The 21169-nt window shown below is 38.2% G+C and carries 24 protein-coding genes; 2 read left to right on the top strand and 22 right to left on the bottom strand.

Annotated elements, in window-relative coordinates:
• Window positions 1-554: 554 nt before the first annotated feature.
• Window positions 555-2159, bottom strand: coding sequence for a methyl-accepting chemotaxis protein (locus A3217_RS01610; protein ID WP_066387138.1), 1605 nt, complete (start codon window positions 2157-2159; stop codon window positions 555-557).
• A 101-nt stretch (window positions 2160-2260) separates the two neighbouring features.
• On the opposite strand from A3217_RS01610, the gene A3217_RS01605 reads away from it, so the two are divergent.
• Window positions 2261-2740, top strand: coding sequence for a hypothetical protein (locus A3217_RS01605; RefSeq protein WP_066387135.1), 480 nt, complete (start codon window positions 2261-2263; stop codon window positions 2738-2740).
• Here A3217_RS01605 and A3217_RS01600 read toward each other — a convergent pair.
• Genes A3217_RS01600 through A3217_RS01570 form a run of 7 tightly spaced genes read right to left on the bottom strand, consistent with a single transcriptional unit; the run spans window position 2737 to window position 9613 of the window.
• On the bottom strand, window positions 2737-3444 hold the full coding sequence (locus A3217_RS01600) for a hypothetical protein (RefSeq protein ID WP_066387127.1): 708 nt from the start codon (window positions 3442-3444) through the stop codon (window positions 2737-2739). The genes A3217_RS01605 and A3217_RS01600 overlap by 4 nt on opposite strands.
• A gap of 56 nt (window positions 3445-3500) precedes the next feature.
• On the bottom strand, window positions 3501-4577 hold the full coding sequence (locus A3217_RS01595) for a hypothetical protein (RefSeq protein WP_066387124.1): 1077 nt from the start codon (window positions 4575-4577) through the stop codon (window positions 3501-3503).
• A complete protein-coding gene (gene rpoN, locus A3217_RS01590) occupies window positions 4577-5938 on the bottom strand; it encodes an RNA polymerase factor sigma-54 (RefSeq protein ID WP_066387121.1) in 1362 nt (453 codons plus the stop codon). Before rpoN ends, A3217_RS01595 begins: the two co-directional genes overlap by 1 nt.
• Window positions 5935-6657, bottom strand: coding sequence for an LPS export ABC transporter ATP-binding protein (gene lptB, locus A3217_RS01585; protein ID WP_066387118.1), 723 nt, complete (start codon window positions 6655-6657; stop codon window positions 5935-5937). Before lptB ends, rpoN begins: the two co-directional genes overlap by 4 nt.
• A complete protein-coding gene (gene tsaE, locus A3217_RS01580; RefSeq protein WP_066387115.1) occupies window positions 6650-7078 on the bottom strand; it encodes a tRNA (adenosine(37)-N6)-threonylcarbamoyltransferase complex ATPase subunit type 1 TsaE in 429 nt (142 codons plus the stop codon). Before tsaE ends, lptB begins: the two co-directional genes overlap by 8 nt.
• 9 nt (window positions 7079-7087) lie before the next feature.
• Window positions 7088-8962 (bottom strand): DNA polymerase III subunit gamma/tau, encoded by a 1875-nt coding sequence (locus A3217_RS01575; RefSeq protein WP_082807837.1) that lies wholly within the window; start codon window positions 8960-8962, stop codon window positions 7088-7090.
• 3 nt (window positions 8963-8965) lie between these two features.
• Window positions 8966-9613, bottom strand: coding sequence for a trimeric intracellular cation channel family protein (locus A3217_RS01570; protein ID WP_066387108.1), 648 nt, complete (start codon window positions 9611-9613; stop codon window positions 8966-8968).
• A 124-nt stretch (window positions 9614-9737) separates the two neighbouring features.
• Between A3217_RS01570 and flgG the strand changes: the two genes are divergently transcribed.
• Entirely contained in the window at window positions 9738-10526 is a 789-nt protein-coding gene (gene flgG / locus A3217_RS01565; protein ID WP_066387106.1) for a flagellar basal-body rod protein FlgG, read from the top strand.
• 111 nt (window positions 10527-10637) lie between these two features.
• On the opposite strand, the gene A3217_RS01560 is transcribed toward flgG, so the two are convergent.
• The 14 genes from A3217_RS01560 to pstC form a co-directional block, all read right to left on the bottom strand.
• Window positions 10638-11162 carry an FkbM family methyltransferase gene (locus tag A3217_RS01560; protein WP_066387104.1) on the bottom strand — a complete coding sequence of 175 codons (525 nt, stop codon included), beginning with the start codon at window positions 11160-11162 and terminating at the stop codon, window positions 10638-10640.
• The gene (locus A3217_RS01555) at window positions 11110-11394 is read right to left on the bottom strand and encodes a hypothetical protein (protein WP_066387102.1); all 285 of its coding nucleotides are present in this window, start codon (window positions 11392-11394) and stop codon (window positions 11110-11112) included. Before A3217_RS01555 ends, A3217_RS01560 begins: the two co-directional genes overlap by 53 nt.
• Complete coding sequence (locus A3217_RS01550) at window positions 11382-11732, bottom strand: hypothetical protein (protein ID WP_066387096.1); 351 nt, start codon at window positions 11730-11732, stop codon at window positions 11382-11384. The genes A3217_RS01555 and A3217_RS01550 overlap by 13 nt, the downstream gene beginning before the upstream one ends.
• A 10-nt stretch (window positions 11733-11742) precedes the next feature.
• Window positions 11743-12102: a hypothetical protein gene (locus tag A3217_RS01545; protein ID WP_066387094.1), complete on the bottom strand. Its 360-nt coding sequence runs from the start codon at window positions 12100-12102 to the stop codon at window positions 11743-11745.
• A 77-nt stretch (window positions 12103-12179) separates the two neighbouring features.
• Window positions 12180-12767 (bottom strand): helix-turn-helix domain-containing protein, encoded by a 588-nt coding sequence (locus A3217_RS01540; RefSeq protein ID WP_066387093.1) that lies wholly within the window; start codon window positions 12765-12767, stop codon window positions 12180-12182.
• Window positions 12768-13178 carry a hypothetical protein gene (locus A3217_RS01535; RefSeq protein WP_066387092.1) on the bottom strand — a complete coding sequence of 137 codons (411 nt, stop codon included), beginning with the start codon at window positions 13176-13178 and terminating at the stop codon, window positions 12768-12770.
• A 13-nt stretch (window positions 13179-13191) separates the two neighbouring features.
• The gene (locus tag A3217_RS01530; RefSeq protein WP_066387090.1) at window positions 13192-13773 is read right to left on the bottom strand and encodes a hypothetical protein; all 582 of its coding nucleotides are present in this window, start codon (window positions 13771-13773) and stop codon (window positions 13192-13194) included.
• Window positions 13774-13840: 67 nt separating this feature from the next.
• Window positions 13841-15907: a putative barnase/colicin E5 family endoribonuclease gene (locus tag A3217_RS09165; RefSeq protein ID WP_257722282.1), complete on the bottom strand. Its 2067-nt coding sequence runs from the start codon at window positions 15905-15907 to the stop codon at window positions 13841-13843.
• 229 nt (window positions 15908-16136) lie between these two features.
• A complete protein-coding gene (locus A3217_RS01520) occupies window positions 16137-17570 on the bottom strand; it encodes a PBECR3 domain-containing polyvalent protein (RefSeq protein WP_156471818.1) in 1434 nt (477 codons plus the stop codon).
• On the bottom strand, window positions 17482-17691 hold the full coding sequence (locus tag A3217_RS01515) for a hypothetical protein (protein WP_066387086.1): 210 nt from the start codon (window positions 17689-17691) through the stop codon (window positions 17482-17484). The genes A3217_RS01520 and A3217_RS01515 overlap by 89 nt, the downstream gene beginning before the upstream one ends.
• A gap of 315 nt (window positions 17692-18006) precedes the next feature.
• Window positions 18007-18669 carry a response regulator transcription factor gene (locus A3217_RS01510; protein ID WP_066387084.1) on the bottom strand — a complete coding sequence of 221 codons (663 nt, stop codon included), beginning with the start codon at window positions 18667-18669 and terminating at the stop codon, window positions 18007-18009.
• Between the two features lie 32 nt (window positions 18670-18701).
• Window positions 18702-19454: a phosphate ABC transporter ATP-binding protein PstB gene (pstB, locus tag A3217_RS01505; RefSeq protein ID WP_066387082.1), complete on the bottom strand. Its 753-nt coding sequence runs from the start codon at window positions 19452-19454 to the stop codon at window positions 18702-18704.
• Window positions 19455-19462: 8 nt separating this feature from the next.
• Window positions 19463-20302 (bottom strand): phosphate ABC transporter permease PstA, encoded by an 840-nt coding sequence (gene pstA / locus A3217_RS01500; RefSeq protein WP_231860257.1) that lies wholly within the window; start codon window positions 20300-20302, stop codon window positions 19463-19465.
• Window positions 20299-21141 carry a phosphate ABC transporter permease subunit PstC gene (pstC, locus tag A3217_RS01495; RefSeq protein ID WP_066389666.1) on the bottom strand — a complete coding sequence of 281 codons (843 nt, stop codon included), beginning with the start codon at window positions 21139-21141 and terminating at the stop codon, window positions 20299-20301. Before pstC ends, pstA begins: the two co-directional genes overlap by 4 nt.
• Window positions 21142-21169 lie beyond the last annotated feature (28 nt).

Raw genomic sequence — 21169 nt, 5'->3', positions numbered from 1 at the left:
CATAAAATCGCTACAATGCTAACCGCTTGCAAGCGCGCCATTCCCTGAGACTAAATACTCTATTACCCATAAGCTCTTTAATAAAGCCAAATTTTGCTGGAGAATAAATTGCGCTTTGAAATGCCATAAACAAGGTGCAAAAACGCAAGGCAAAATGCGCCATTAAAATAACAAATCGTAATAAAACCGCACAGCCCCACGCTCACCCACGCACTTATTCGCATAACTTTGTTTTTGGAGAATTTATCTGCTAAAATCCCGCTGAGCTAAAAGCAAACACAAAAGGAAGTAAAATAAGCAGATTCACAATACTTGTAAGCAAAAGTTGCAAACTGCCAATATGCGTGTGATAATGGTATTTTGGATAAGAATCTTATGACTCAAATCCATAAACGCATTTTAAAACCCAATTGCCAAAATGGCACAAAGTCCTTGAAAAGAGAATCTATTTTAAATTTCATTGTATTCCTTGTTTTAAAGCATTAATTTCTATAATAAGCGCGCAATACAAGGAAAAATTAACACCGCCAAAGAAAAGAGCTAAGCCACAATTCCTAGCACTTAAAAGAATCTAATTGTGAGTTGAGCTCTTTTGCTTTTGTGGCAATATCGTGGGATATGCTATTGATAGTGCGCACGCTTTGGCTGTTTTGGTTGGTGAGATTTTCTACCTCACTTACTTGGGTTAAAATCGCCTTGACAGCATCAAAAAGCTCGCTTGTTTTTTGCAGGCTTAAGCCTGAGGCCTGCACGGCGTCTTTGAGCGATTGCACGCTGTGCTCTAGCACTTCTGTGCTTTCTTTTGAGACATCAGTCATACCGGAGATATTTTCCACATTTTCACTCATTGCGATATTTGCATCGCTTATTGACTGCACGACAGCATTGACAACGATATTAATTTCACCTAAGCCCTTTTGCGTTCTTTCGGCAAGCTTTCTCACTTCATCAGCCACTACTGCAAAACCCCTGCCACTTTCCCCTGCACGCGCGGCTTCAATATTGGCATTAAGTGCGAGTAAGCTTGTTTGGTCTGCAATATCTGCGATGATTGTAAGCACATCTTTTATGCGCGTGGTTTCTTGCACACTTTGGGCGAGGCGATGAGCGATTTCGTGTTCGGCACTAATGTTTTCTTGCAAACCTTGCACCATTTTTGAAAGCATATCGCGTGTATGGAGAAGCTGTTTTGAAGATTCTCTTACCTCTGTGGCACTTTGTTGCACAAGCTCAATAGAGTTATTTAAAATAAATTCAATATTTTTACCTAGCTCTGCGCTTGTATGCACGACTTCTACGCTTTTTTCAATGCGCGTGTTTATCTCTTCAGAAGCATCGGCGAGCTTGTTTGCTTGGTCGATATTCTGATGACTTGAATATTTTGTGCTTGCGATGGTGTTGCTAATTTTAGAAATAAAATCATTAATATATCCGCTTGCTTTAGCAATCTCATCGTTATTTTTGATAGGGAGGCGCTTTGTGAGGTCGCCATCACCTTGTGAAAGATCTTTTGCCACTTGAGTGAGGTTATTGATTGGATAAAAAACAAAGCGATTAAAGAAAAAGAGCAATCCCAAAAGTGCCACAAATCCTAGCCCAACCACCCACAGCACAATATCAAATTGCACAGATTCTAAATGTTGCATAAGCATTTTATTAGAAACTTGGATTTTTGCCACGCCTAGCACATCGCCTTCTTTGACATTGACATGGCAATCTAAGCAACTTCCAAGCGCTAAAATTGGTTTTACCATAATGTAGCCAGAATCAGTTTGAGAATCTGTTGTCTGTGTGTAAGGACGCAGACTTTGTGTTTTGTTTGCAAAAGCTTCCAGCACTTCGACTTCATCTGATTTGCGCGAATTCTCCATCCCCATAAGCTCAATCACAGAATCCGCAGGAAAAATCGCTAATCCTGCGATGCCTTCCACATGCTTTGAGCCTTCTATAAAGGTGCTAATCACTTCAGGATCGCCTGTATTCATAGCGATTTTTAAACCTTCAAAAAGCATAGCATTGAGTTTTTGAAGTTCGCTTGTAGAGTTACTTTTTGCAATGGTGCTAAAACCATTTTGCAAATGCACATACACCATTGCCAGTAGCACTATCAAAAATGCCACAATCATCATAATAATCTTAGAGCGGATAGTTTTTAGCATAATAACAACCTTAATTGCAATCTTTTAAGTTAAAAAATTCTACAATACTGATTTTTAAGAAAACTTTAAAATTCTAAATCACAAAACCTAAGGACTGAAAAATGCGTAAAAATACCACCTTAAACCAACGACATTTTAGTTTTATGGAAAAATTTCTCATCAAATGGGAGACGCGCGCTTTGGGGCTCAATATTGATAGAATCATCGCCATAATCCCGTGTGTAGTGTATGCGGATAAGATTCATATTGATGATTTGCTTTCCCGCGCAAATGAAGCGTTAAGTGAGTATCTCAAACCAAATCTCTACACCCTTCCGCGCATTATGGATAGAATCACCCTGCGCGTGCTTGAATATAGTCAAGATGAAAAACTCTATTTGCAAGACCGCGTGAAAATTTTTGATATTTTATTGCAAGATGTGCAGCTTTATAGCATTGTAATTGATATTTATAGCGCGCCAGAATTTAGCCATCTTTTGAAAATCTTTGAAACCCGCTTGCAAGAAAAATACGATGAGCAATACAATCTCAACGCCGCAGGAAAGAGAATCTTACGCTTTCAAGAAAAATACAGCACCTAAAAATAAAGGCTATAACTTACAAGAATCTGCGTGTTATTTATCGCGCGTATGCTCATATCGCTTCCTGAGATTTGAACATTTTGCGATGAGACCCAAGGACTATTTGAAAATGGCAAGTCATAGTTTCCAAGTCTAAAATCCGCTAAAAATGCGCGCCTTAAGACAATGGAGAGTTTGTGATTTTCATAGATTCTAATCACTACGCCGATATGGTTTATCCGCGAGCCAGCATAGAATCTCTCGCCCCAATCATAGGCGTGGTCTTCGTTGCGGATTCCGTCATTGTAATTTTTCACTTTCCCACCTACGCGATATTGTGTGATTTCAACGCTTGAACCAAAGAAAAGATTTATCACAATACGATTAATGGGGTAAAATTCATAAAACGCATCATAGCCAAGTCCCGCGCGCCAAAGCCCAGATTCAATTTCATTTTCTTGGAAAGTTTTTTGATTAAGCTCTAATTCGGAATATCCAGCGCTCGTGCCACCATTAACCTTAATCCCAAATGACTTTTTGGGACTTTCTTGCGCTATGTTTTCATCTTGCAAATCTTTTGGCTCTTGCAGTTTTAGTTCTATATTTTCTGAAGTAGTTGAAAAATTTGTGAGATTTTGTTGTGTTTCTTTAGTGGATTTTTGCGCATAGGCGGGTTGGAGCAAACACAACGCACCACAAAAAAGGAGAAAAAATAATCTTAACATAGTGCCCCAAAATGAAAAGAATTTGCGTGAAAATGAAAATTAACCTATGCTAAAAACTAGATTCCAAGTTTTTTTAGCGTGAAAAAGGCTTGTGCAACGCGTTTTGCCACTTCATCAAGCGAAAGAGAATCCAAAAACACAAAGCTAATGCTTAAAAGCTCTCTACATTCCTCATCTTTATAGCCCATTTCTTTTAAAACAAACGAGGGGCTAAAATTCCCTAGCATACAATCTTGCCCATTAATGAGCTCAACTTTTTGTATAAGCAAACTTTGTGCTAACGCGCGCGCTTTAATGCCGCGCAGGCGCAGGGCAAGTGCGTTTGGCGGAGTGGATTCTAAAGGCGCAAAAAGTTCAACCTGTCTTGAAAATCCTTGTTCTAAGGAATCCGCGTGTGTTTTTAAGCGCTCAAAGAAAAAAGCATTATGTTTTTGGGTGCAGTAATTTTGCAATGCCTGATTTTCTTTGACCTCGCGCACGCATTCCCACGCAAACGCAAAAATGCCATTTGGCGCGATAAAATTTAAAGACGCGCTAAAAGATTTTACAGATTCTAAAGAATGCGCGATAAATCCGCACCCTCGCATAAAGCCTAACTTTTGCAAATCCACAATATACGCTATACGAGGACTTTCTAAAATTTTAAGCGCACTAAAATCCCCATTTTGCAGCAAAGTAGAAATCTCAACAAACACAAAAGATTCTTTTTTGGAATCTACAAACTCACGCAAAGCACGCAAGTTATTGTAAGTCAAAATATCCTCATTAATAGCAGGCAAAAAAAGAAAATTTTGCGTAATGTTTTGCAAAAACTCCTCATAGTGCGAGATTGGGATTTGAGTAAGTTTTTTTGCTACCTTGAATGCCTGAAAAGCCGAATGCGAAAAGCTCGGCATTAGCGCGCAATTCTCAAATCCTAAATGTGTGAAAAGCCAAAAATACGCCTCTTGTGTGCAAGAAAAAAAGCTGCATTGCTCTTTTTCAAAAAGAGTGGAAAGAAGCTTTAAAAAATGGCTTTTTTGCGCGTTAGATTCTGAATCGAAAGGATTTGCGTTTGGGAATCTTTGCGCACTTAAAATCTCCATCGCGCGCGCGTTAAGCGCAAAATTTGCAAAATAATTCAGATGATACATTACATACTCATTTCATAAAGTTTTTTTCTCTCACTCGAGCTTGCAATATTTAGCTGCTGGCGGTATTTTGTGATTGTTCGGCGCACCATTTTGATGTTAAATTTTTCCTCCACATTTTTTAGAATCTTCAAATCCGAGAGCGGTTTTTTCTTGTCCTCACTTTTGACTAAACCGAGTATAAAATCCTTAATCGACGCATTTGAAGTATCCCCATCAATGGCTGCGGTAAAAAAGCTCTTAATTGGGAAAATACCCCTATCACATTCTAGGTATTTATTGGCAATGGCGCGTGAAATCGTGCTAGGCGCATAGCCCAAATCTTGAGCGATGTCTTTGAGCTTCATTGGCGTAATCTCACCGCCCATAAAAAAATTATACTGATTTTCCCTAAGACTTAGTGCGATTTTTAAGATTGTCGCCTTACGCATATCAAGCGCATCGACTAAGTCTTTTGCCTCTTTTATTTTAGTTTTTGTGAAATCTTGGGCTTGTTTTTGGGCTTCAAGTAGTGCTTGGGAATCTTGCAAGGCTTTTTTAGATTCTTGCGCATCTTTTTGGTTTTTTGATAGATTCTCTTTTGACAAGCCCTCAATAATAATATTTGGATAATACGCGTCATTTATACGCACTTCAAGTTCATAAGTGGGAGTAAGCGAATCCTCTTTCAAGCGCTCAAAAATAAAAATGTCTGGGATAATTTCTGGAATCTTTGCGCTAAATTCCCCTGTGGGTGGGTTTTTAAAAAGTTTAATTGTTTGCATAACCTTTTCATAATGCGGATTTTTTTTGTATGCGGAATGATTGCTAAGATTTTCAATAATTTGCACGCCTAGCTCATATTGCGCGTCATTTAAGTCGCTTTCTTGAAGTTGAAAAAAGAACGCTTCTTTTGAATCCTTTGCCCCAACTCCACAAGGCTCAAGCATAAAAAAACGCTTTCTCACACGCTCAAATTCCTCCACGCTCACTCCTATCTCATCAGCCAAAAGCGCAATATCGCAATCCAAAAAGCCATCTTCGTTGATATTTTCAATCACACACTGCGCGATTTTTTGCGAAGTTTTTGTAGGGAAAAGTGAGGAGGTGATTTGATCGAGCAATTTTTCATACAAATCCTCATTATTCACGCTTAGAGATTCTATCTTGTCGCTCACAGAGGTTTTAAGTGAGCTTGTTTTTTTTGAGAAGCTTTGCGTGCGTTTGGACTGAATCTCAACATAGGGATTTTCCTCCACAAAGCTATTTAACACTTCTTCAATCTCGCCTGCGCCACTTTGCAAAATCGGCAACCAATTTTTCAATGTGGCTGAGAGGCGCGGTTTTATGGCGATATTGGTTCGAAGTTTGGACGCTAGATTCATACTTTGAAATGCTCGCCTAAATAGTATTTTCTCACCAACGCATTTTCGTAGATTTCCTCTGCATTCCCGCTTGCTAGCAATGAGCCACTTTTGATAACATAAGAGCGATGGCAGACTGAAAGCGTCTCGCGGACATTATGGTCAGTAATAAGCACGCCAATATCAAGCTCGACAAGCTTTAAAATGATATTTTGTATATCCATTACCGCCTTTGGATCTACACCGGCAAAAGGCTCATCAAGAAGCACAAACTTTGGATTTTTCACTAGCGCACGCGCGATTTCAACCCTTCTGCGTTCCCCACCGCTAAGGCTCACGCCTTTGCGCGCACGGATAGGCTCGATATTAAATTCTTCGAGCATTTTTTCAATGCGAATTTTGCGCTCACGCGCGCTTTTTATGCTTGCCTCAGCAGAAAGCATTAAATTTTGCTCTACGCTCAAATCCTTAAAAATGCTAGATTCTTGCGGAAGGTAACCTATACCCATATTTGAGCGCGCGTGTAGGGGCAAACCCGTGATATTGTGCCCATTTAAAAACACGGCGCCAGAGCTTGGGTGCAAAAGTCCGCAAATCATATAAAAAGTCGTCGTTTTCCCCGCGCCATTTGGTCCTAGCAATCCTACCACTTCGCCACTGCTGACACTCACAGAGACATCATTAACGATTTTTGTTTTTTTGATTTGCTTGCTTAAGTTGCACGCTTCTAGCTTATTCATGGATTATTTTATACTCCCTTTGGTGAGAATCTAGCGGTGTAATCACCACTTCATACACAAGAAAATTACATTTTTTCAAAAGTGCTTTAATGCGCGGATTTGCCCATTCAATAAAATGCACACCCTCACGCTCAAAAAGCTCGATAAAGCCTAGCTCCAAGAGTTGATTAAATTCTTTTTGGTAAAAATCATAATGAAACACCCTGTCTTCATAATCCTGTGAAAGGCTAAAGGTAGGTGAACTCACGCCTTCAACCCCCAAACTATGGCGTACAAATTCCTTTACCAATGTGGTTTTTCCGCTTCCTAAATCACCATTGAGAAGGAAAAAAATATGTTTATGCTCCTTTTCTAATGCGCTTAATGCCTCGCACAGCGCACTTAGATTCTCTTCTGAAAGCGTAAATGTGTTCTCTTGCATAATTGCTCCTTACGATTTAATGACATCTTTTAAACCCAAATGCTCGTGTATCCCACTAATGAGGGATTTATTCCGCATAATAAAGTCTTTATCGCTTTGCGTGGTGGTATTTTGAGATACTATTCCATTAATGGTATCACCTTGCGGGAGTAAATCCCGCTTCGGCTCCGCTTCGCGCACATATTCGGCATTTTTTTGATTGATAGAATCTGTAGATTCTGTAACGCTGTTTGGTTGATTGGAATCTATTCCATTAGATTGTATCGCCTTCGCGGGAGTAAATCCCGCTTCGGCTCCGCTCCACTGCGTTGCGCGTTCATACTCCACATTTTTTTGATTGATAGAATCTGTAGATTCTGTAACGCTGTTTGGTTGATTGAAATCTTGTGCCTCTTGCGTGTTTTGTGGTGTATTTTTGGCTTCTTGCTTGACTTGGATAATCTTTGTTTGCGTGCCAAAAATTTCAGCAATTTTGCTCTTAATAAAACCGAAGCCCTCGCTCAAAATCTGCTTATCATTCCCCTGTGCTTGAGAATCCCAGCTTAAAATATCATTACTAAAATCCACAAACGACACATTTTTGCTAAAGCATTCACCTAAGTCATAGCTTCTATCATAAATCGCGCGGATGAGCTTTTCAAACAAAATATGCGGAGTGCTTTGGGGTGCTTGCATAGATTGCGCGCTTGGAGCAGAATCTTGTAAATTTCTACTAGATATAGGCGCGCTTTTTGCATCAAGATTTTTAGAATCTTGCGTGCTTTGTGGCATTTGTGGCTTTGAAGTCGCGCGAGAATTTGTGCCAAAAATCTCACTTTCCAAATCCTCAATCATCAATTCAATATCTTTTATCTTTAGTGCCTCTTGCATTTTTAACAAGCTTAAAAGCAATACAAACGAGCTATCAGTATTTAGCGTCAAAAGATATTTAGAATCTGCTAAGATTCTAAAAAATCTATCAAGCACCGCAGGCGCGAAACGCTTATCGTGGTGCAAAAGTCTGTCTTTTAAAAAAAGCATCATTTCATCTAAAATCATCTCGCATTCATATTCTTGCAAAATCTGCAAACTTTCCTCAACCTGTGTGCTTAGGGTATTTTCATTACTTGGCGTGCTTAAGAGATTATTAAAAAGATTTTCAAAAATCTGCGGATCAACCACACCTAACATATCCGTCACGCTTGCGGTATCAATATTGCCTTTGCAAAAAATGATGGCTTGGTCAAGCAAAGTCAGCGTATCGCGCAAGCTTCCCGAGCCACTGCGCGCGATGATTTCTAGGGCTTGCGGTTCAAAAGAGACATTTTCTTTATTTAAAATGCTTGCGATATGCTCCACCACAAGGCGTTGGGAGATTTGCTTAAAGCGAAAATGCTGTGTGCGACTAAGGATAGTCGCTGGGAGCTTTAGCGGGTCAGTGGTAGCAAGGATAAATTTCACATATTCTGGCGGTTCTTCAAGCGTCTTAAGAAGTGCATTAAACGCCTCGCGCGTAAGCATATGCACTTCATCGATAATGAAAATCTTAAATCTGCCAAAACTTGGGCGGTATTTTGTCTGCTCAATAAGCGCTCGAATATCCTCAATCTTGCGACTTGATGCGCCGTCCATTTCGATGATATCTATATGTCTGCTTTCAAGTGCGGCTTTGCAGTTTTCACATTCCCCGCAAGGCTTGCTTGTGGGTCCGCTTTCACATTGCAAGCAACGCGAGAAGATTCTCGCACTGCTTGTTTTTCCGCTTCCTCGCAATCCACTGAAAAGATATGCGTGCGAAATATGCTTAGAATCTAGTGCTAAAGAAAGCGTTTGTGAGACAGAATGCTGCCCGATTAAGTCATCAAAGGTTTTCGGGCGATATTTTAATGCTAAGGCAAGGGACATAGATTATCCTTTATTTTGTGTGTGTTCATCATAAGAAAATGTCGGCAAATCAAGCTTGTAGCGAATCGCAAAAAGACGCAAAAGTGTCCCAAAAATAAGCGTAACTATCACTGCAAAGAGAGAATCCATTCCTGCAAATTTCACAAGTATATAATACAAACTCGCTGCTATCATCGCCACGCCCGCATACAGCTCTTTTTGGAAAACAAGGGGAATGCGATTGCAAAAAATATCACGCAAGATTCCGCCAAAAATCCCTGTAATGCACGCAGAACTCACCGCAATGATAAAGCCATAATCGCCCTCCATCGCCACCTGCGCGCCGATAATGCTAAAAACAACAAGCCCCAGCGCATCAAGGCTTAAAAAGAGCTTCTCAAAGCGCACCAGTGTTTTTGGAATCCTTGTTGTAAGAATGGCGATAACACAAATTAATACCACATACTGCGGGCGCTCTACCCAAGTAAGCGGGTAATGCCCTAGCAACACATCGCGTATCGAGCCCCCACCTATGGCAGTCACTAGCGCGATAAACATCACACCAAATAAATCCATATTATGCCGCCCAGCCGCAAGCGCTCCGGTTATCGCTTCCACAGAGATGCCAAGCACAAAAAGCCAAGTTAGTAAGGTGGCATCATCGATAGTCATTTTTTAGCCTTATTTTTGCACGGGGGATAAAAGCGGCATTATAATTGCTTTTGCTTTATAGATAAATAAAAATTAGGAATTTTTTCTTTTAAGCGCAAAAAAAGCAAGTTTCAAGGAGTGAATTATGATGAGATCGCTTTATACTGCTACTACGGGAATGATCGGGCAGCAGTTGCAGATTGATACAACTTCAAATAATATCGCTAATGTCAATACAATCGGCTACAAGAAACAACGCGCAGAGTTTGCGGATTTGTTTTATCAAGTTTTGCAGTATGCGGGCACAAGCACGAGTGAGACGACAATTTCGCCAACAGGCATTGAAGTAGGTGTGGGTGTGCGCCCAATCTCGGTGCAAAAGATGTTTTCACAAGGACACCCAAAAGAGACGGAAAATAACCTTGATATTGCAATTACAGGAAATGGATTTTTTCAAATACAGCTTCCTGATGGCAATATCGCCTACACACGCGCAGGGAGCTTTAAAATCGATAACGAGGGGAATTTGGTAAATTCTGATGGTTATTTGCTCGTGCCAAATATCACACTGCCTGAAAACACCACAGAAATAAACATCGGCACAGATGGCACAATCAGTGTCAAAGAGGGTAATCAAACTGAAATCAATGTGCTAGGGCAAATTGAGATTGTAAATTTCATCAATCCGGCTGGCTTGCATTCTTTGGGTGATAATCTTTTCATCAATACCAACGCATCAGGCGAGCCAATCGCTGGCGTGCCGGGCATTGATGGATTTGGGCAGCTACGACAGGGCTTTATAGAGCTTAGCAATGTCAAGCTTGTAGAGGAAATGACGGATTTAATCACCGGTCAGCGCGCCTATGAGGCAAACTCAAAGAGTATCCAAACAGCAGATTCTATGTTGCAGACGGTGAATGGATTGAAACGCTAAGTTTGATTTGCTCGCCACTGCATCATAAAAGCTTCAAGCAAGAGTGATTTTTGCCACTTTGGCAGTGTTAAGATTGCGGAAAATAAGCTTTTATAAAGTGCTTAATAAGCGCTAATTAGGTATTTTCTCATAAAACTCATCACAGCCTAGCTCGATTATTTTTCTATAACCCTGTTTTGAAAGAAAATTTTTTATCCACGAATCTTTATAGTTATTTTCAACGCCAATTAGTTGGATATGATAGGCATTAAAATCAATAGATTCTAAAATGCTTTTTTCTCCGCCCTCCACATCGACAGAAAGGTAATCAATGCGCGTAATATCTGGGTGTTTATGCATAAGCGTATCAAAGCGTATGCCCTGCATTTCAAAAATCTCATAACTTCCACCATATTGTGTTATTTCATTCTCTATGCGCTTAAGGTGGTGCGGATCGTATTCGCTTATAATGCCACTTAACATCTGCGCGTAACCTGAGATTTGCATAAATTTAATTTGTTTGTCTTTATTGTAAATAGCAACATTGTATTTGGCAGTTTTTGGATTTGGGCGATTTTTAAGAAGAGCTTGAAAGACTGCATTATCAGCTTCTATAAGTATCCCCCCCCCCCCAAGAATTATCTTGCTCCAAAGCATAAGTATTACTCAAAGAGATTCCATCATTTGCGCCAATATCGATAAAAAAGCGGTTTTTACCAGAATCTTTACGATAATAAAAAAGCACAAATAAATCCTGCTTGTATTGGCTGTAACTTTTTATGTCGGTGTTTTTTGCCTGCCATAAGTCAAATTCTTTTCTGATTTTTCCAAACTCTAATGAAGCCCAAAGCCTAAAAAATTTTAAAAAAACTTTTTCTAAAAGTTGCATTTTGAAGTCCTTTGTGTGGTAGTTTTGACGAAGTAAAGCACGCCATTGTAAAACTTTTTGTCTAAAATTTGACTAAAACAACAACGCCCCACAATCGCAAGAAAAAAAAGGCAGAATAACTTCTCTTTATCATCAAAAAAAAGCTCTTCTAAGCTCGGGTTATTTTCCACTTCTTTGGCGCAAAATTTCGCAAAGTCCTTTTCAAAACTTTGCATATTTTGTTCAAGCTCGCTTTCTAGCTTGCTAACAATCTCGCGTGAGTTTTCTAGCTCTTGCGTCTCCTCTTGCAGAGCGGGGTTTTCCTCGCTTTCCCTCTCCTCTAAAAGTTCCTCTTGCATATCTCTTTCCTTAGAGTTCTAAAATCGTTGTGCTAGGTAGATAATAAGCAATGCGTAAATTTGCGCCACCTCCTACGTCCCTATTAACTGATGTTCTTACCCAAATTTCCTCGTTCTTGGTAGTTGTAAAAACTTTATTAATAATATGCGTGCCAACTACTGAGCAATCAATACCACTTGCTAATGCTGTCGGGTCATTTGCGTAACCAATATCTGCTAAGCTACCTTGCGCGTTTGCCTCCTCTACTTCAAAGCTAATGTGCGTAACTTCTGCATTTTCCGGTATCACCACAACAGCCTCGTTAATATCTTTGGTAAAATAAATTGTATTTTTAACAAGGTATGTTAAAAAATGGACTCTTTGTTTCATTCCTGCTCCTTTTTTTTAAGATTTGCGCATTATGTAAAATTTTTAATTTTTTTATAAGGGTTAAAAAATCTAGCCCTTTACACTTTGTCTAAAATAAGTTTTAATTCTGCTATGCTAAGGTTGCTTAAGTCGTTGATATTGTCTTTTTCATTTGAGATATTTTTACCATAAAGTGCGTTTTGCATATTTATAAAAAGATTTGCGCATTTTTCTGCACACGCTACAATTAAAGGCTCGTTTTGTGGCTTAGGCTCTCTTTGGTTATAAGCTTGCAATCTTAAAAGTGAATCCTTTGCAATCACCGCGCTTAAAGCGATGTTTTTTTGTATGTAGTTTAGACTCATCACTTGCACTAAGATTTCATCTACACTACTTTCTAATAAATTTGCCCTTATTGTGTCTTCTAGCTCTATATCCACAAGCTTAGAATTTATTTCATTTTTAAGCTTGATTTGTGCGATATTAAGCACTTTATTTGCATTTTCTTTAAAAATAGGATTTTCTTTTGTCGGTATATCTTTCACCGCGCCACCCTTTTCCCACTTTTCACTTTTCACCCAGTGGGCTAAGGTTCGATAACTGACCTTAAAATGCTCTGCGACTTCTTTTATACTTAGATTGTGAGTAAGATAAAAAGCCTTAATTTCGTTTTTATTAGCTATCACTTAATATTCCCTTACTATTCCTAACACTTCCCTTAGTTTTTCCTCGTAAAAAGGTGGGTAAATTGTGTAGCTTAGTTCCTCGTTATTTTCATAAACTTCGCAAAATTCCTTTATGAGCTTTCTTTGTTTAAAAGAGATTTTAGAATGAAAATGCCCTTCTTGCATATAGAAGTCTAAATAAGTTATGTTTAGGTTTTTAAAATCATATTTTTGCACTTCGCTTAATGGTAAAACGCCACTGCCCTCATAAATAAACACTTGCTTACAATCATCTATAAAAGCCCTTATATATTTGTCTGTTGTGGGGACAAAGTGCGCTTTATTAGCTTCTAAGCTTGCGATATGCTCTATTTTCCCATATCTATTGTGATAATAAATTTTTGCGTTTTTTTCAAAAATCACCTCTCGCATTCCCTTTCTCCTTTTAATAATACGCGCTTAAAGTAATAGAGCCTTTAAAGGGGCTGTCGCTTGCTTGATGATATGAGAAAGTAATTTGCGCGCTTTGATTTGGTTGCAAGGTTAAAATATATGTAACCTTTTCGCCCTCTTGTCTGCAGTGCGGGACTGCGTTATGACTCCACGCACCTATGCTTTCTCTTTGTTCTTTTTTATATTTAATGCCTAAGAATCTTTTTCTATGTTCCCACCTGTGAATCCCGCGACTTGCAAGGACTTGTCCCGCTCTTGTGCCTGCGCCTCCGCCTGCCATTAAAATTAATCTATTGTTATGAAGTAGGGTTATATTTGTGCCTAATCTGCCTGCGTTTGTGTATAAATATTGTGTGTAAGTAATATTTGCGTCCCAAAGTCTCGGGCTTTCGTAGCTTGTCGGGTTTGTGTCTCCACTGCCTGCATTAAGCGCGCATACTACATCAACAGAATACCTGTTAGGATTGTTAAAATTTATTACTTTAGGCGCGTTTTGTGTATGTGTATAATGATAAGTCCAAAGCCTTTTTTCATCATTATTTCCGATAAATCGTTTTTCAGTGCGTGGAATCATTGCGAGTTCCTTTAAAATTTTAAAGAAACTCTAAAATATTTTTTAAAAAATTATAAGGGTTAAATTTTTAGCACTCTAACTTATCAATTTGAGCTAAAAGGGCTTTGTGTATTTCTTTAGCGTTCTTATTTTTGCTTAAATCAAATCCCGCTAACTTCGCATAATATAAAAAATCATCATAATCGTTTATTTTTATTTCTCCCATATCAAATACTTTTGGTGTATTGTGCGTTAGCTCTTGTTGTGTTATAATCTCTTTAGAGTTGAAAGGGAGAGTCTCCCCTTTTGTAAAGTCGCTAGCAGTGGATAAACTTAGCGACTTCTCGTCATAATAAGCTGTTACTATCCACTTATTTGTTGGCTTACCTTTCCAATTTGCCTTTAATCCTACTCTAAACCCATCTTTTTTAATCGTTAATCTACCTAGTCTATCTTTTTCTATTTCACCTTGTGTGATAATCTCATTGAGTCTTTGGGGTATATTTTCAAACTCGCTTCCGTGCTTATCTATTATATGCGCTAGTCCATAGCCTTTGTGGTTAGCCTTATCTGTAATCTCTCCCCAAACAATGCTAATGTCTCCGCTTCCGCTTAACTCTTCTAAGTCTTTGCGATAAAACGCGCCTTGCACTTGCCCCTCTTTTGTGCTTAGTAAGTGCTTGAGTGCCTCTGCGCCTTTGTGGTAAAATTCTGCATAGTTTGTTCCAAAGTCTGCAATTATTCCCTCGCGTCTCTCTAGCTCTTTTAAAATACTTTGTATCTCTGCTAAATCCTCTTTTGTTACACTTCCGCTTCCCACTTTGCTATAAATCACTTTATCTTTTTGCAAGGCTTGTAAAACTTCGCCCGCGTTTAAAAGCTCTGTGTTTTGGCTTTCAATTTCCGCGCGTTTGTGTATAATCTCGTCTTTTAGCACACTTTCATTACTTGCAAACTCGCTTATATCTCTTTTTACTTCATCATTTATAAAGGCTTCGCCCTTTGGATTTATCGGGCTTTTGGGACTTGGCGTTGTAAATGTCGGATTGTCTAATATATCCAAAGTTATCGCTCTTGGGTATTTTAGCTCTCGCACTGCTTTTTTTAAGTGAAACAAAACCGCGTCTTTATCTCCAATATAAGGCACTCTAAAGAAAAGGCCTTTAAAAAGTTTATTAGTTAAAAATACTCTTGCCCTGCCCTCTAAAGTCGTGCTTAAAGCCCCGTTCCCGCTTGCGCTTTTATAGCCTTTTGCTCCGCTTATTTTATTTGCAAATTGATAAATATTTGCAAGTTCTTTAAAGATATTAAGCGCGTTTTGTGCCTTTGGGTGTAAAGGCAAGGCTTCTAAGCTCTCAATATCTTTTAAGGCTTTACTTAGATTGATTGTGCTAATTCCATTGTTGCTTTTTATATGTCTTTCAAGCGCGCGGAAAATCATTAAAGTCTGCGTTGCTTCTTGCATTTGTGGATTAAACTTTGCAAAAATCGTATTTTCTAGCCCTTGAATTGAATTTACCCACTGCTTATCTAGCACTGCATTTTTCCACTCTTCAATGCTTCGCATAGAATTTATTGTGCTTTTTTTAGGCTTATCTAAAAAAATTGCTTTTGTAAGCTTATCATTTAATCGCTTCTTTATGTCTGCATATTCGCTGTTTGCTTTTCTAAAGTTTGTCAATAACGCCCTTAAGCTTTCCTCTTGTTTTGTTAAAGAATCTGATGTTTTTTGTGGTAAAATATCCTCGTTAGATTTGTTGGCTGAGGATAGGACGTCTGTAAAAGCTTGTTGGGCTGTGGAATCCCGAAGTTTGGAATCTAACGCGTTATAAATTACTTCTTTAGCGTGTTCTAATTTATTAATCAAATTTGCCTCTTTTTTAGGTGCTAATGATAATCCCTTAAAGCTCTCTGCATAATCACGACTTACATTCACAAAAAATATTTTTTCTTTTAATGTTTTAGCAAAAATCAAAGCACCATCAACTTGCTTAACTATTACATTTGGATTCTCTAGCGTCTCTTTAATAAAGGGCAAAAACTCTAATCTATCCCTTTGGTAAAGCTTTATAAAACTGCCCTTTCCTAGCCTTATCTCTTTATCTTTCAAAATCGGACTTAAAGCCTCTTTTACTTCTAGCTCAAAGTTTGGAATAAAATCTTGTTCTAAGCTTTTAAGATTAAAGGTTTTTAGCCATAGTTCTTGTGCCTGTGTATAATCTTGCTTTTCAAGGTGTGTTTTTTGTGGTAGAATGTTGGTTGAGTTTGAAGAGTGAGCCTCTTTTGTAAAAGAAGTAGCGTTGCGACCATACTTCTTATCTCTTGTTTTAGAATTATCAAAAGCGGTTACAATCCATTTATTATCTCCTTGCTTAATTCCGAATTTATTCCAACCTAATATTTATTCCCACTTTATAATCATCAAGGATAATATTAAATCCATTGTGCGTTTTTTCAATCTTTCCTTTTAGCACAATTTTGTTTAATTGCGTAGGTAGGTCTTTAAACTCTCCCTCGTGTTTGTCTAAAATATGCTTTAATCCAAAGTTAGAATCTCCCCAAACAAGGCTAATATCTCCATTTCCGCTTAACTCTTCTAAGTCTTTGCGATAAAACGCACCATAAACTTGCCCGCTAAATTCTCCTTTTTGCCCTCTTTCTTTAAAGTCCTTTGCTTCTGCTAGGAGTTTTTCAACTGCATTTTTTCCATCGTGATAATATTCTGCATAATTTGTTCCAAAGTCTTTATTAGGCGTTATGTTTAAAGCTTTTTGTATTGCTTCTCTAATGTCTTTATATTTATATATCCAAGCTCCATTGTCTAAAAACTCTTGCTCCTCTCCCTTAAGTATAAGTTCAAGTTTAACACCCATAAGCCCAGACTCATCATACCAGTCCAAAGGATTTTCCACACCTTTTTCTTTAAAAATCTTTTGAAAATTACCCTTTAAGAAGTTTTTTAATTTTTTTTCTATTTTTCTAGCATTTCCACCATGTAAACCTTCTAAAGTTTTCTTATTAAAAACCCCTGCGATTTCTTTGACATAAGATATATAATAATTAAATTCCTCTTGCGTTTTTATCGGTTTTCTTAAATCGTCGTCTATGGCATCATATTTTTCATTTATTTCTCGTTGTTTCTTTCGCGCTTCTAAAATTTCTTGTTTTTCTTGTTCGCTAGGTTCTAGCTCTTTAAGTTTTTGTGCTTCTATATTTTTCTTATGTTCTTTTTGTAATTCCAAAAATTCGGATTTTTTAAAGCCATATCGTGCGATTAAATCATCTAAATAGGGTTTGTATGCGTCGCCATTTCTTCTGTGATACAAGTCCGCTAAAAATAGACTATTCTCCGCTTTCTTGCCACTTTCTTTTTCTAGCTCTTGCATTAATGCGCGATATTGTGCGTTTTGTGGTAAAATGTCCTCGTGTATAGTTAGGTGTGTGTTGTCTAAGTGATTATTTGGTTTTTGCACCAAAGGATTTCGCGGCGTTTTATCGCTCAACAGCCTCTCTATACTTTTAATTGCTTCATTATCTTTTAAATCTCCCTTTTCAAAATACATTGTTTTAAGCTTAAGTTCTTGTTGCTTTGTGCTTATAGATTCTATAAGCACGCAATACCCATTGATTTGCTTCCCGCTAATTAATACTTGTTGTCCGTCTTTGTTAGTAGATATTCCTTGAATGTCGGCATTTTTGATGATATTGCTATGTGTGATTAAATCCTTATTATCCACTGCCTTTTGTCCGCTTTTTTGCACCAAAGGAGATTGTGCGCCGTGCCTTGCTAAAATATGTGTGATTGCGTCGCCTTGCATTTATTTCTTGGGCTTCTTTTAAAATCGCGTCGCTCAATTCCTCTTGTTTTGCCATTCTTAAGGGCTTAGATTTATCTAACAAATCATTTAAAGGCTCTAGCTCTTGCGCCTCGATATTCAACGCGTTATCATCGGGGGTTTGGTTTTGCGTCGTGTTCTGCGTTTTGTCGGGTGTGGTTGTCTCGGTTTGTGTTTTTGGCGCGGGTTCATTAGTAAAGCTTTTAACTTTATGCGGGTTAGCTTTTGCATATTCCTCTAAAGCGCGTAAATTTTTAATGAGATTTGAGCTTTCAGAGCTTGCCTGCCCTGTCGAAATAAGATGCTCTCAAAAAAGATTCCACAAAAGAATCTACTATAAAAAATAAAATCCCATTTGTTAGAACTACTAGGCTTAAGATTATGCTAAAAAAAATAATAAAAAAAATCTTTTTTTGCATTAAGAATCTTTAGAGATTTTATAGCCCACACCGTGAATTGTTTTGATATATTTCTTTGCAATCCCTAGCTTTTTGCGCAAGGTTTTGATGTGAATATCAATCGTGCGGCTTTCTGCATAGCTATACCCCCAGAGAATCTCTAGCAACTCCTCACGATTAAAGACTCTATTGGGACTTTTTAGCAAAAAGCCTAAAAGTTCAAATTCTTTCAAAGTAAGATTGATAGGCTCTCCATCAACCCTTACGCTATGTGTGCTATAAGAAAGCTCCAAGATTCCATAAGAGAGGGCATCAGCATCTTTATTGCGCCTTAAAATTGCGCGGATTCTCGCTATAAATTCCATAACACCAAAGGGCTTTGTGATGTAATCATCAGCTCCTAAATCAAGCCCTTTGACTTTATTAAATTCATCATTAAGCGCAGTTAGCATAAGCACAGCGATTTCTTTTGTAGCGGAATTTGTTTTAATCTCTTGTAGAATCTCAAATCCACTTGCATTAGGCAACATAACATCAAGCACCAAAACTTGAGGGATAGTAGTTTTTAATGCTTCTTTAAAACTTTTCACATCTAAAAAGCCTTGCGAGGGTATGTTTTGACTTTTTAGCGCGTATAAAACAAGTTCTAAAATATTGCTATCATCTTCTAAAACAAAAACCAAGCAAAACTCCTTGCGAAAATGAAAAATATATTTTAGCCAAATCTCCCATTAACATAATCTTGCGTTTTTTTGTTTTTTGGAGAGTTAAAAATCTTTGTTGTTTCATCAAATTCAACCACTTCTCCTAGCAAGAAAAAAGCAGTTTGGTCAGAAATCCTAGCGGCTTGTTGCATATTATGCGTAACAATCACAATGGTATATTCTTTTTTAAGACGCAAGATTAGCTCTTCGATCTTAAGTGTAGAAATCGGGTCAAGTGCGCTTGTAGGCTCGTCCATTAAAATCACTTCAGGATTTACCGCTAAGGTTCTTGCGATACATAATCTTTGCTGTTGTCCGCCACTTAAACCAAGTGCTGACCTATCAAGCCTGTCTTTTAAATCCTCCCAAAGGGCTGCGTCTTTTAAAGAGGATTCAACAATTTCATCAAGTTTAGACTTTTTCTTAATGCCGTGCGTTTTAGGTCCAAAGGTGATATTATCATAAATGCTCATAGGAAAGGGATTAGGCTTTTGAAAGACCATTCCCACCTTTTTACGCAAGACATTGACATCATAATCTTTATAGATATTTTTGCCATCAAAGAGAAGTTTTCCCTTGATTTTGCAACCTTCTATTAGGTCATTCATACGATTTAGACTTTTAATAAAGGTAGATTTACCACAACCACTAGGTCCAATAAAAGCAGTAACCTTACCCTTTTTAATGTCCATATTAATATCTTTTAAAGCTAAAAACTCACCATAATATAAAGACATTTTTTTAATTTCAAAACAATTTTTCATATCACCTCCTATGCTTTAATCAATTTTTTTGCAATATAATTTGAACCAAGATTAATCAAAAAGACGATTATAATAAGAACCATCGCTGTGCTGTATGCTTCATTGATATGTTGCCCCTCACTTGAAATCGCATACATATGCACACTTAAGGTTCTACCTGAATCCATAAGCCCAGCTACTTTTGCTACACTTCCTGAGGTATAAAGCAAGGCAGCGGATTCTCCTACTATCCTGCCTATGCTTAAAATCACCCCGGCTAAAATACCCGGAATCGCCACAGGTAAGACTATGATAAAAATAGTCCTTAGCTTGCCAACTCCTAGTGCGAAACTTGCTTCTCTAAAGGTCATCGGCACAGATTTTAAAGCCTCCTCTGCACTTCTTAAAATCAAAGGCAAAATCATAACCGCTAATGTCAAACCTCCTGCGATAAGACTTGTTCTAAAGCCAAAATAAATCACAAAGGCTAAATACCCAAATAAACCATAAACGATACTTGGAATCCCAACGAGAGTTTCTGAAGCAATGCGTATTACATGCAAGATTTTGCTTGATTTACTTGCATATTCACTCAAATAAATAGCGCCAAAAATACCAAGTGGCATAGCAAGGATAAGTGCAAAAAGCACCATAGTTAGAGTGTTGATAATCGCTGGGGTCATTGAGATGTTTTGAGAGTTGTATTGCCAAGCAAACATTTCAAAATTTATATGCGCTATGCCTTTTATGAAAATAAATCCAATGAGTATAAGAAAAATAGCCAACACACAAATCATAGAAGCACGCATTAAAAAGGTCAAAGTGAGCGTGACTTTATCTGTTTGCATAACCTTCATTTTAGCTTTCATTTTGCTTCCTTTTTGAGTGCGTTAAAGCAGGTGTTGATAATGAGGATAAAGACAAAAAGCACCACAGCATTTGCGATTAACACTTCTCGGTGCAAATCCTGCGCATAGCCCATTTCAAGCACAATATTTGTAGTGAGTGTTCGCACGCCTTCTAAAAGGCTTGTTGGGATTAAAACCTGATTTCCCGCTACCATAATTACCGCCATAGCCTCGCCGATAGCACGACCTACGCCAAGTATCACAGAGGCTAGGATTCCGCTTTTTGCAGCGGGGATAAGGGCAAAAAATACGCTTCGCTCTTTACTTGCACCAAGTGCTAATGCCCCTTCATAATAGCTTGAGGGAAGCGCATCAATAGCGGCTTTTGAAACCAAAATGATAGTAGGCAAAATCATCACGCTTAAAATCAAAGCTGCTGCCAATACGCTTTTGCCCGGTATGCCATTAAAGGTTGTAGCAAGGAGAGGGACAATTAAAACAAGTCCAAAAAATCCATACACAACAGAAGGGATTGCACCGAGTAATTCAATGGCTGGGAGTATGTATTTTTGCTCCTTTTTACTTGCAAAGTGGGAGAGGTAAATAGCACTTAAAACGCCAATTGGCACACCGATAAAAATGGCAAGAGCGGTTACATAAATGCTACCTACAATCATAGGAAAGATTCCAAAAATGTCTTCTGTAGGATACCAATCTAATCCAAAAATGAAATCAAAAAAGCCTATGTGAGCCATTGTGGGAATGGCATTGACAAATAAAAAGAAGCAAATCATCAAAACAGCGAAAATTGAGAGTAGCGCACAAAGGGCGAAAACGCCCTTAAAGAATTTTTCTTGCATAGCTTGCATGGTAGGTGTCTTTGTTGTA

Origin of the sequence: Helicobacter himalayensis (genome assembly GCF_001602095.1) — a bacterium.
GTDB classification, from domain to species: domain Bacteria; phylum Campylobacterota; class Campylobacteria; order Campylobacterales; family Helicobacteraceae; genus Helicobacter_F; species Helicobacter_F himalayensis.
Note: the sequence above shows the minus strand (reverse complement) of the source record. Positions and strands in the feature narration are given on the sequence as shown.

Excerpts from the sequence above, each read along its gene's own strand:
- A3217_RS01610 (WP_066387138.1), bottom strand. The coding sequence starts at position 2,159 with ATGCTAAAAACTATCCGCTCTAAGATTATTATGATGATTGTGGCATTT.
- A3217_RS01605 (WP_066387135.1), top strand. The coding sequence starts at position 2,261 with ATGCGTAAAAATACCACCTTAAACCAACGACATTTTAGTTTTATGGAA.
- A3217_RS01600 (WP_066387127.1), bottom strand. The coding sequence starts at position 3,444 with ATGTTAAGATTATTTTTTCTCCTTTTTTGTGGTGCGTTGTGTTTGCTC.
- A3217_RS01595 (WP_066387124.1), bottom strand. The coding sequence starts at position 4,577 with ATGTATCATCTGAATTATTTTGCAAATTTTGCGCTTAACGCGCGCGCG.
- rpoN (WP_066387121.1), bottom strand. The coding sequence starts at position 5,938 with ATGAATCTAGCGTCCAAACTTCGAACCAATATCGCCATAAAACCGCGC.
- lptB (WP_066387118.1), bottom strand. The coding sequence starts at position 6,657 with ATGAATAAGCTAGAAGCGTGCAACTTAAGCAAGCAAATCAAAAAAACA.
- tsaE (WP_066387115.1), bottom strand. The coding sequence starts at position 7,078 with ATGCAAGAGAACACATTTACGCTTTCAGAAGAGAATCTAAGTGCGCTG.
- A3217_RS01575 (WP_082807837.1), bottom strand. The coding sequence starts at position 8,962 with ATGTCCCTTGCCTTAGCATTAAAATATCGCCCGAAAACCTTTGATGAC.
- A3217_RS01570 (WP_066387108.1), bottom strand. The coding sequence starts at position 9,613 with ATGACTATCGATGATGCCACCTTACTAACTTGGCTTTTTGTGCTTGGC.
- flgG (WP_066387106.1), top strand. The coding sequence starts at position 9,738 with ATGATGAGATCGCTTTATACTGCTACTACGGGAATGATCGGGCAGCAG.
- A3217_RS01560 (WP_066387104.1), bottom strand. The coding sequence starts at position 11,162 with ATGCTTTGGAGCAAGATAATTCTTGGGGGGGGGGGGATACTTATAGAA.
- A3217_RS01555 (WP_066387102.1), bottom strand. The coding sequence starts at position 11,394 with ATGCAACTTTTAGAAAAAGTTTTTTTAAAATTTTTTAGGCTTTGGGCT.
- A3217_RS01550 (WP_066387096.1), bottom strand. The coding sequence starts at position 11,732 with ATGCAAGAGGAACTTTTAGAGGAGAGGGAAAGCGAGGAAAACCCCGCT.
- A3217_RS01545 (WP_066387094.1), bottom strand. The coding sequence starts at position 12,102 with ATGAAACAAAGAGTCCATTTTTTAACATACCTTGTTAAAAATACAATT.
- A3217_RS01535 (WP_066387092.1), bottom strand. The coding sequence starts at position 13,178 with ATGCGAGAGGTGATTTTTGAAAAAAACGCAAAAATTTATTATCACAAT.
- A3217_RS01530 (WP_066387090.1), bottom strand. The coding sequence starts at position 13,773 with ATGATTCCACGCACTGAAAAACGATTTATCGGAAATAATGATGAAAAA.
- A3217_RS01520 (WP_156471818.1), bottom strand. The coding sequence starts at position 17,570 with ATGCAAGGCGACGCAATCACACATATTTTAGCAAGGCACGGCGCACAA.
- pstB (WP_066387082.1), bottom strand. The coding sequence starts at position 19,454 with ATGAAAAATTGTTTTGAAATTAAAAAAATGTCTTTATATTATGGTGAG.
- pstA (WP_231860257.1), bottom strand. The coding sequence starts at position 20,302 with ATGAAAGCTAAAATGAAGGTTATGCAAACAGATAAAGTCACGCTCACT.
- pstC (WP_066389666.1), bottom strand. The coding sequence starts at position 21,141 with ATGCAAGAAAAATTCTTTAAGGGCGTTTTCGCCCTTTGTGCGCTACTC.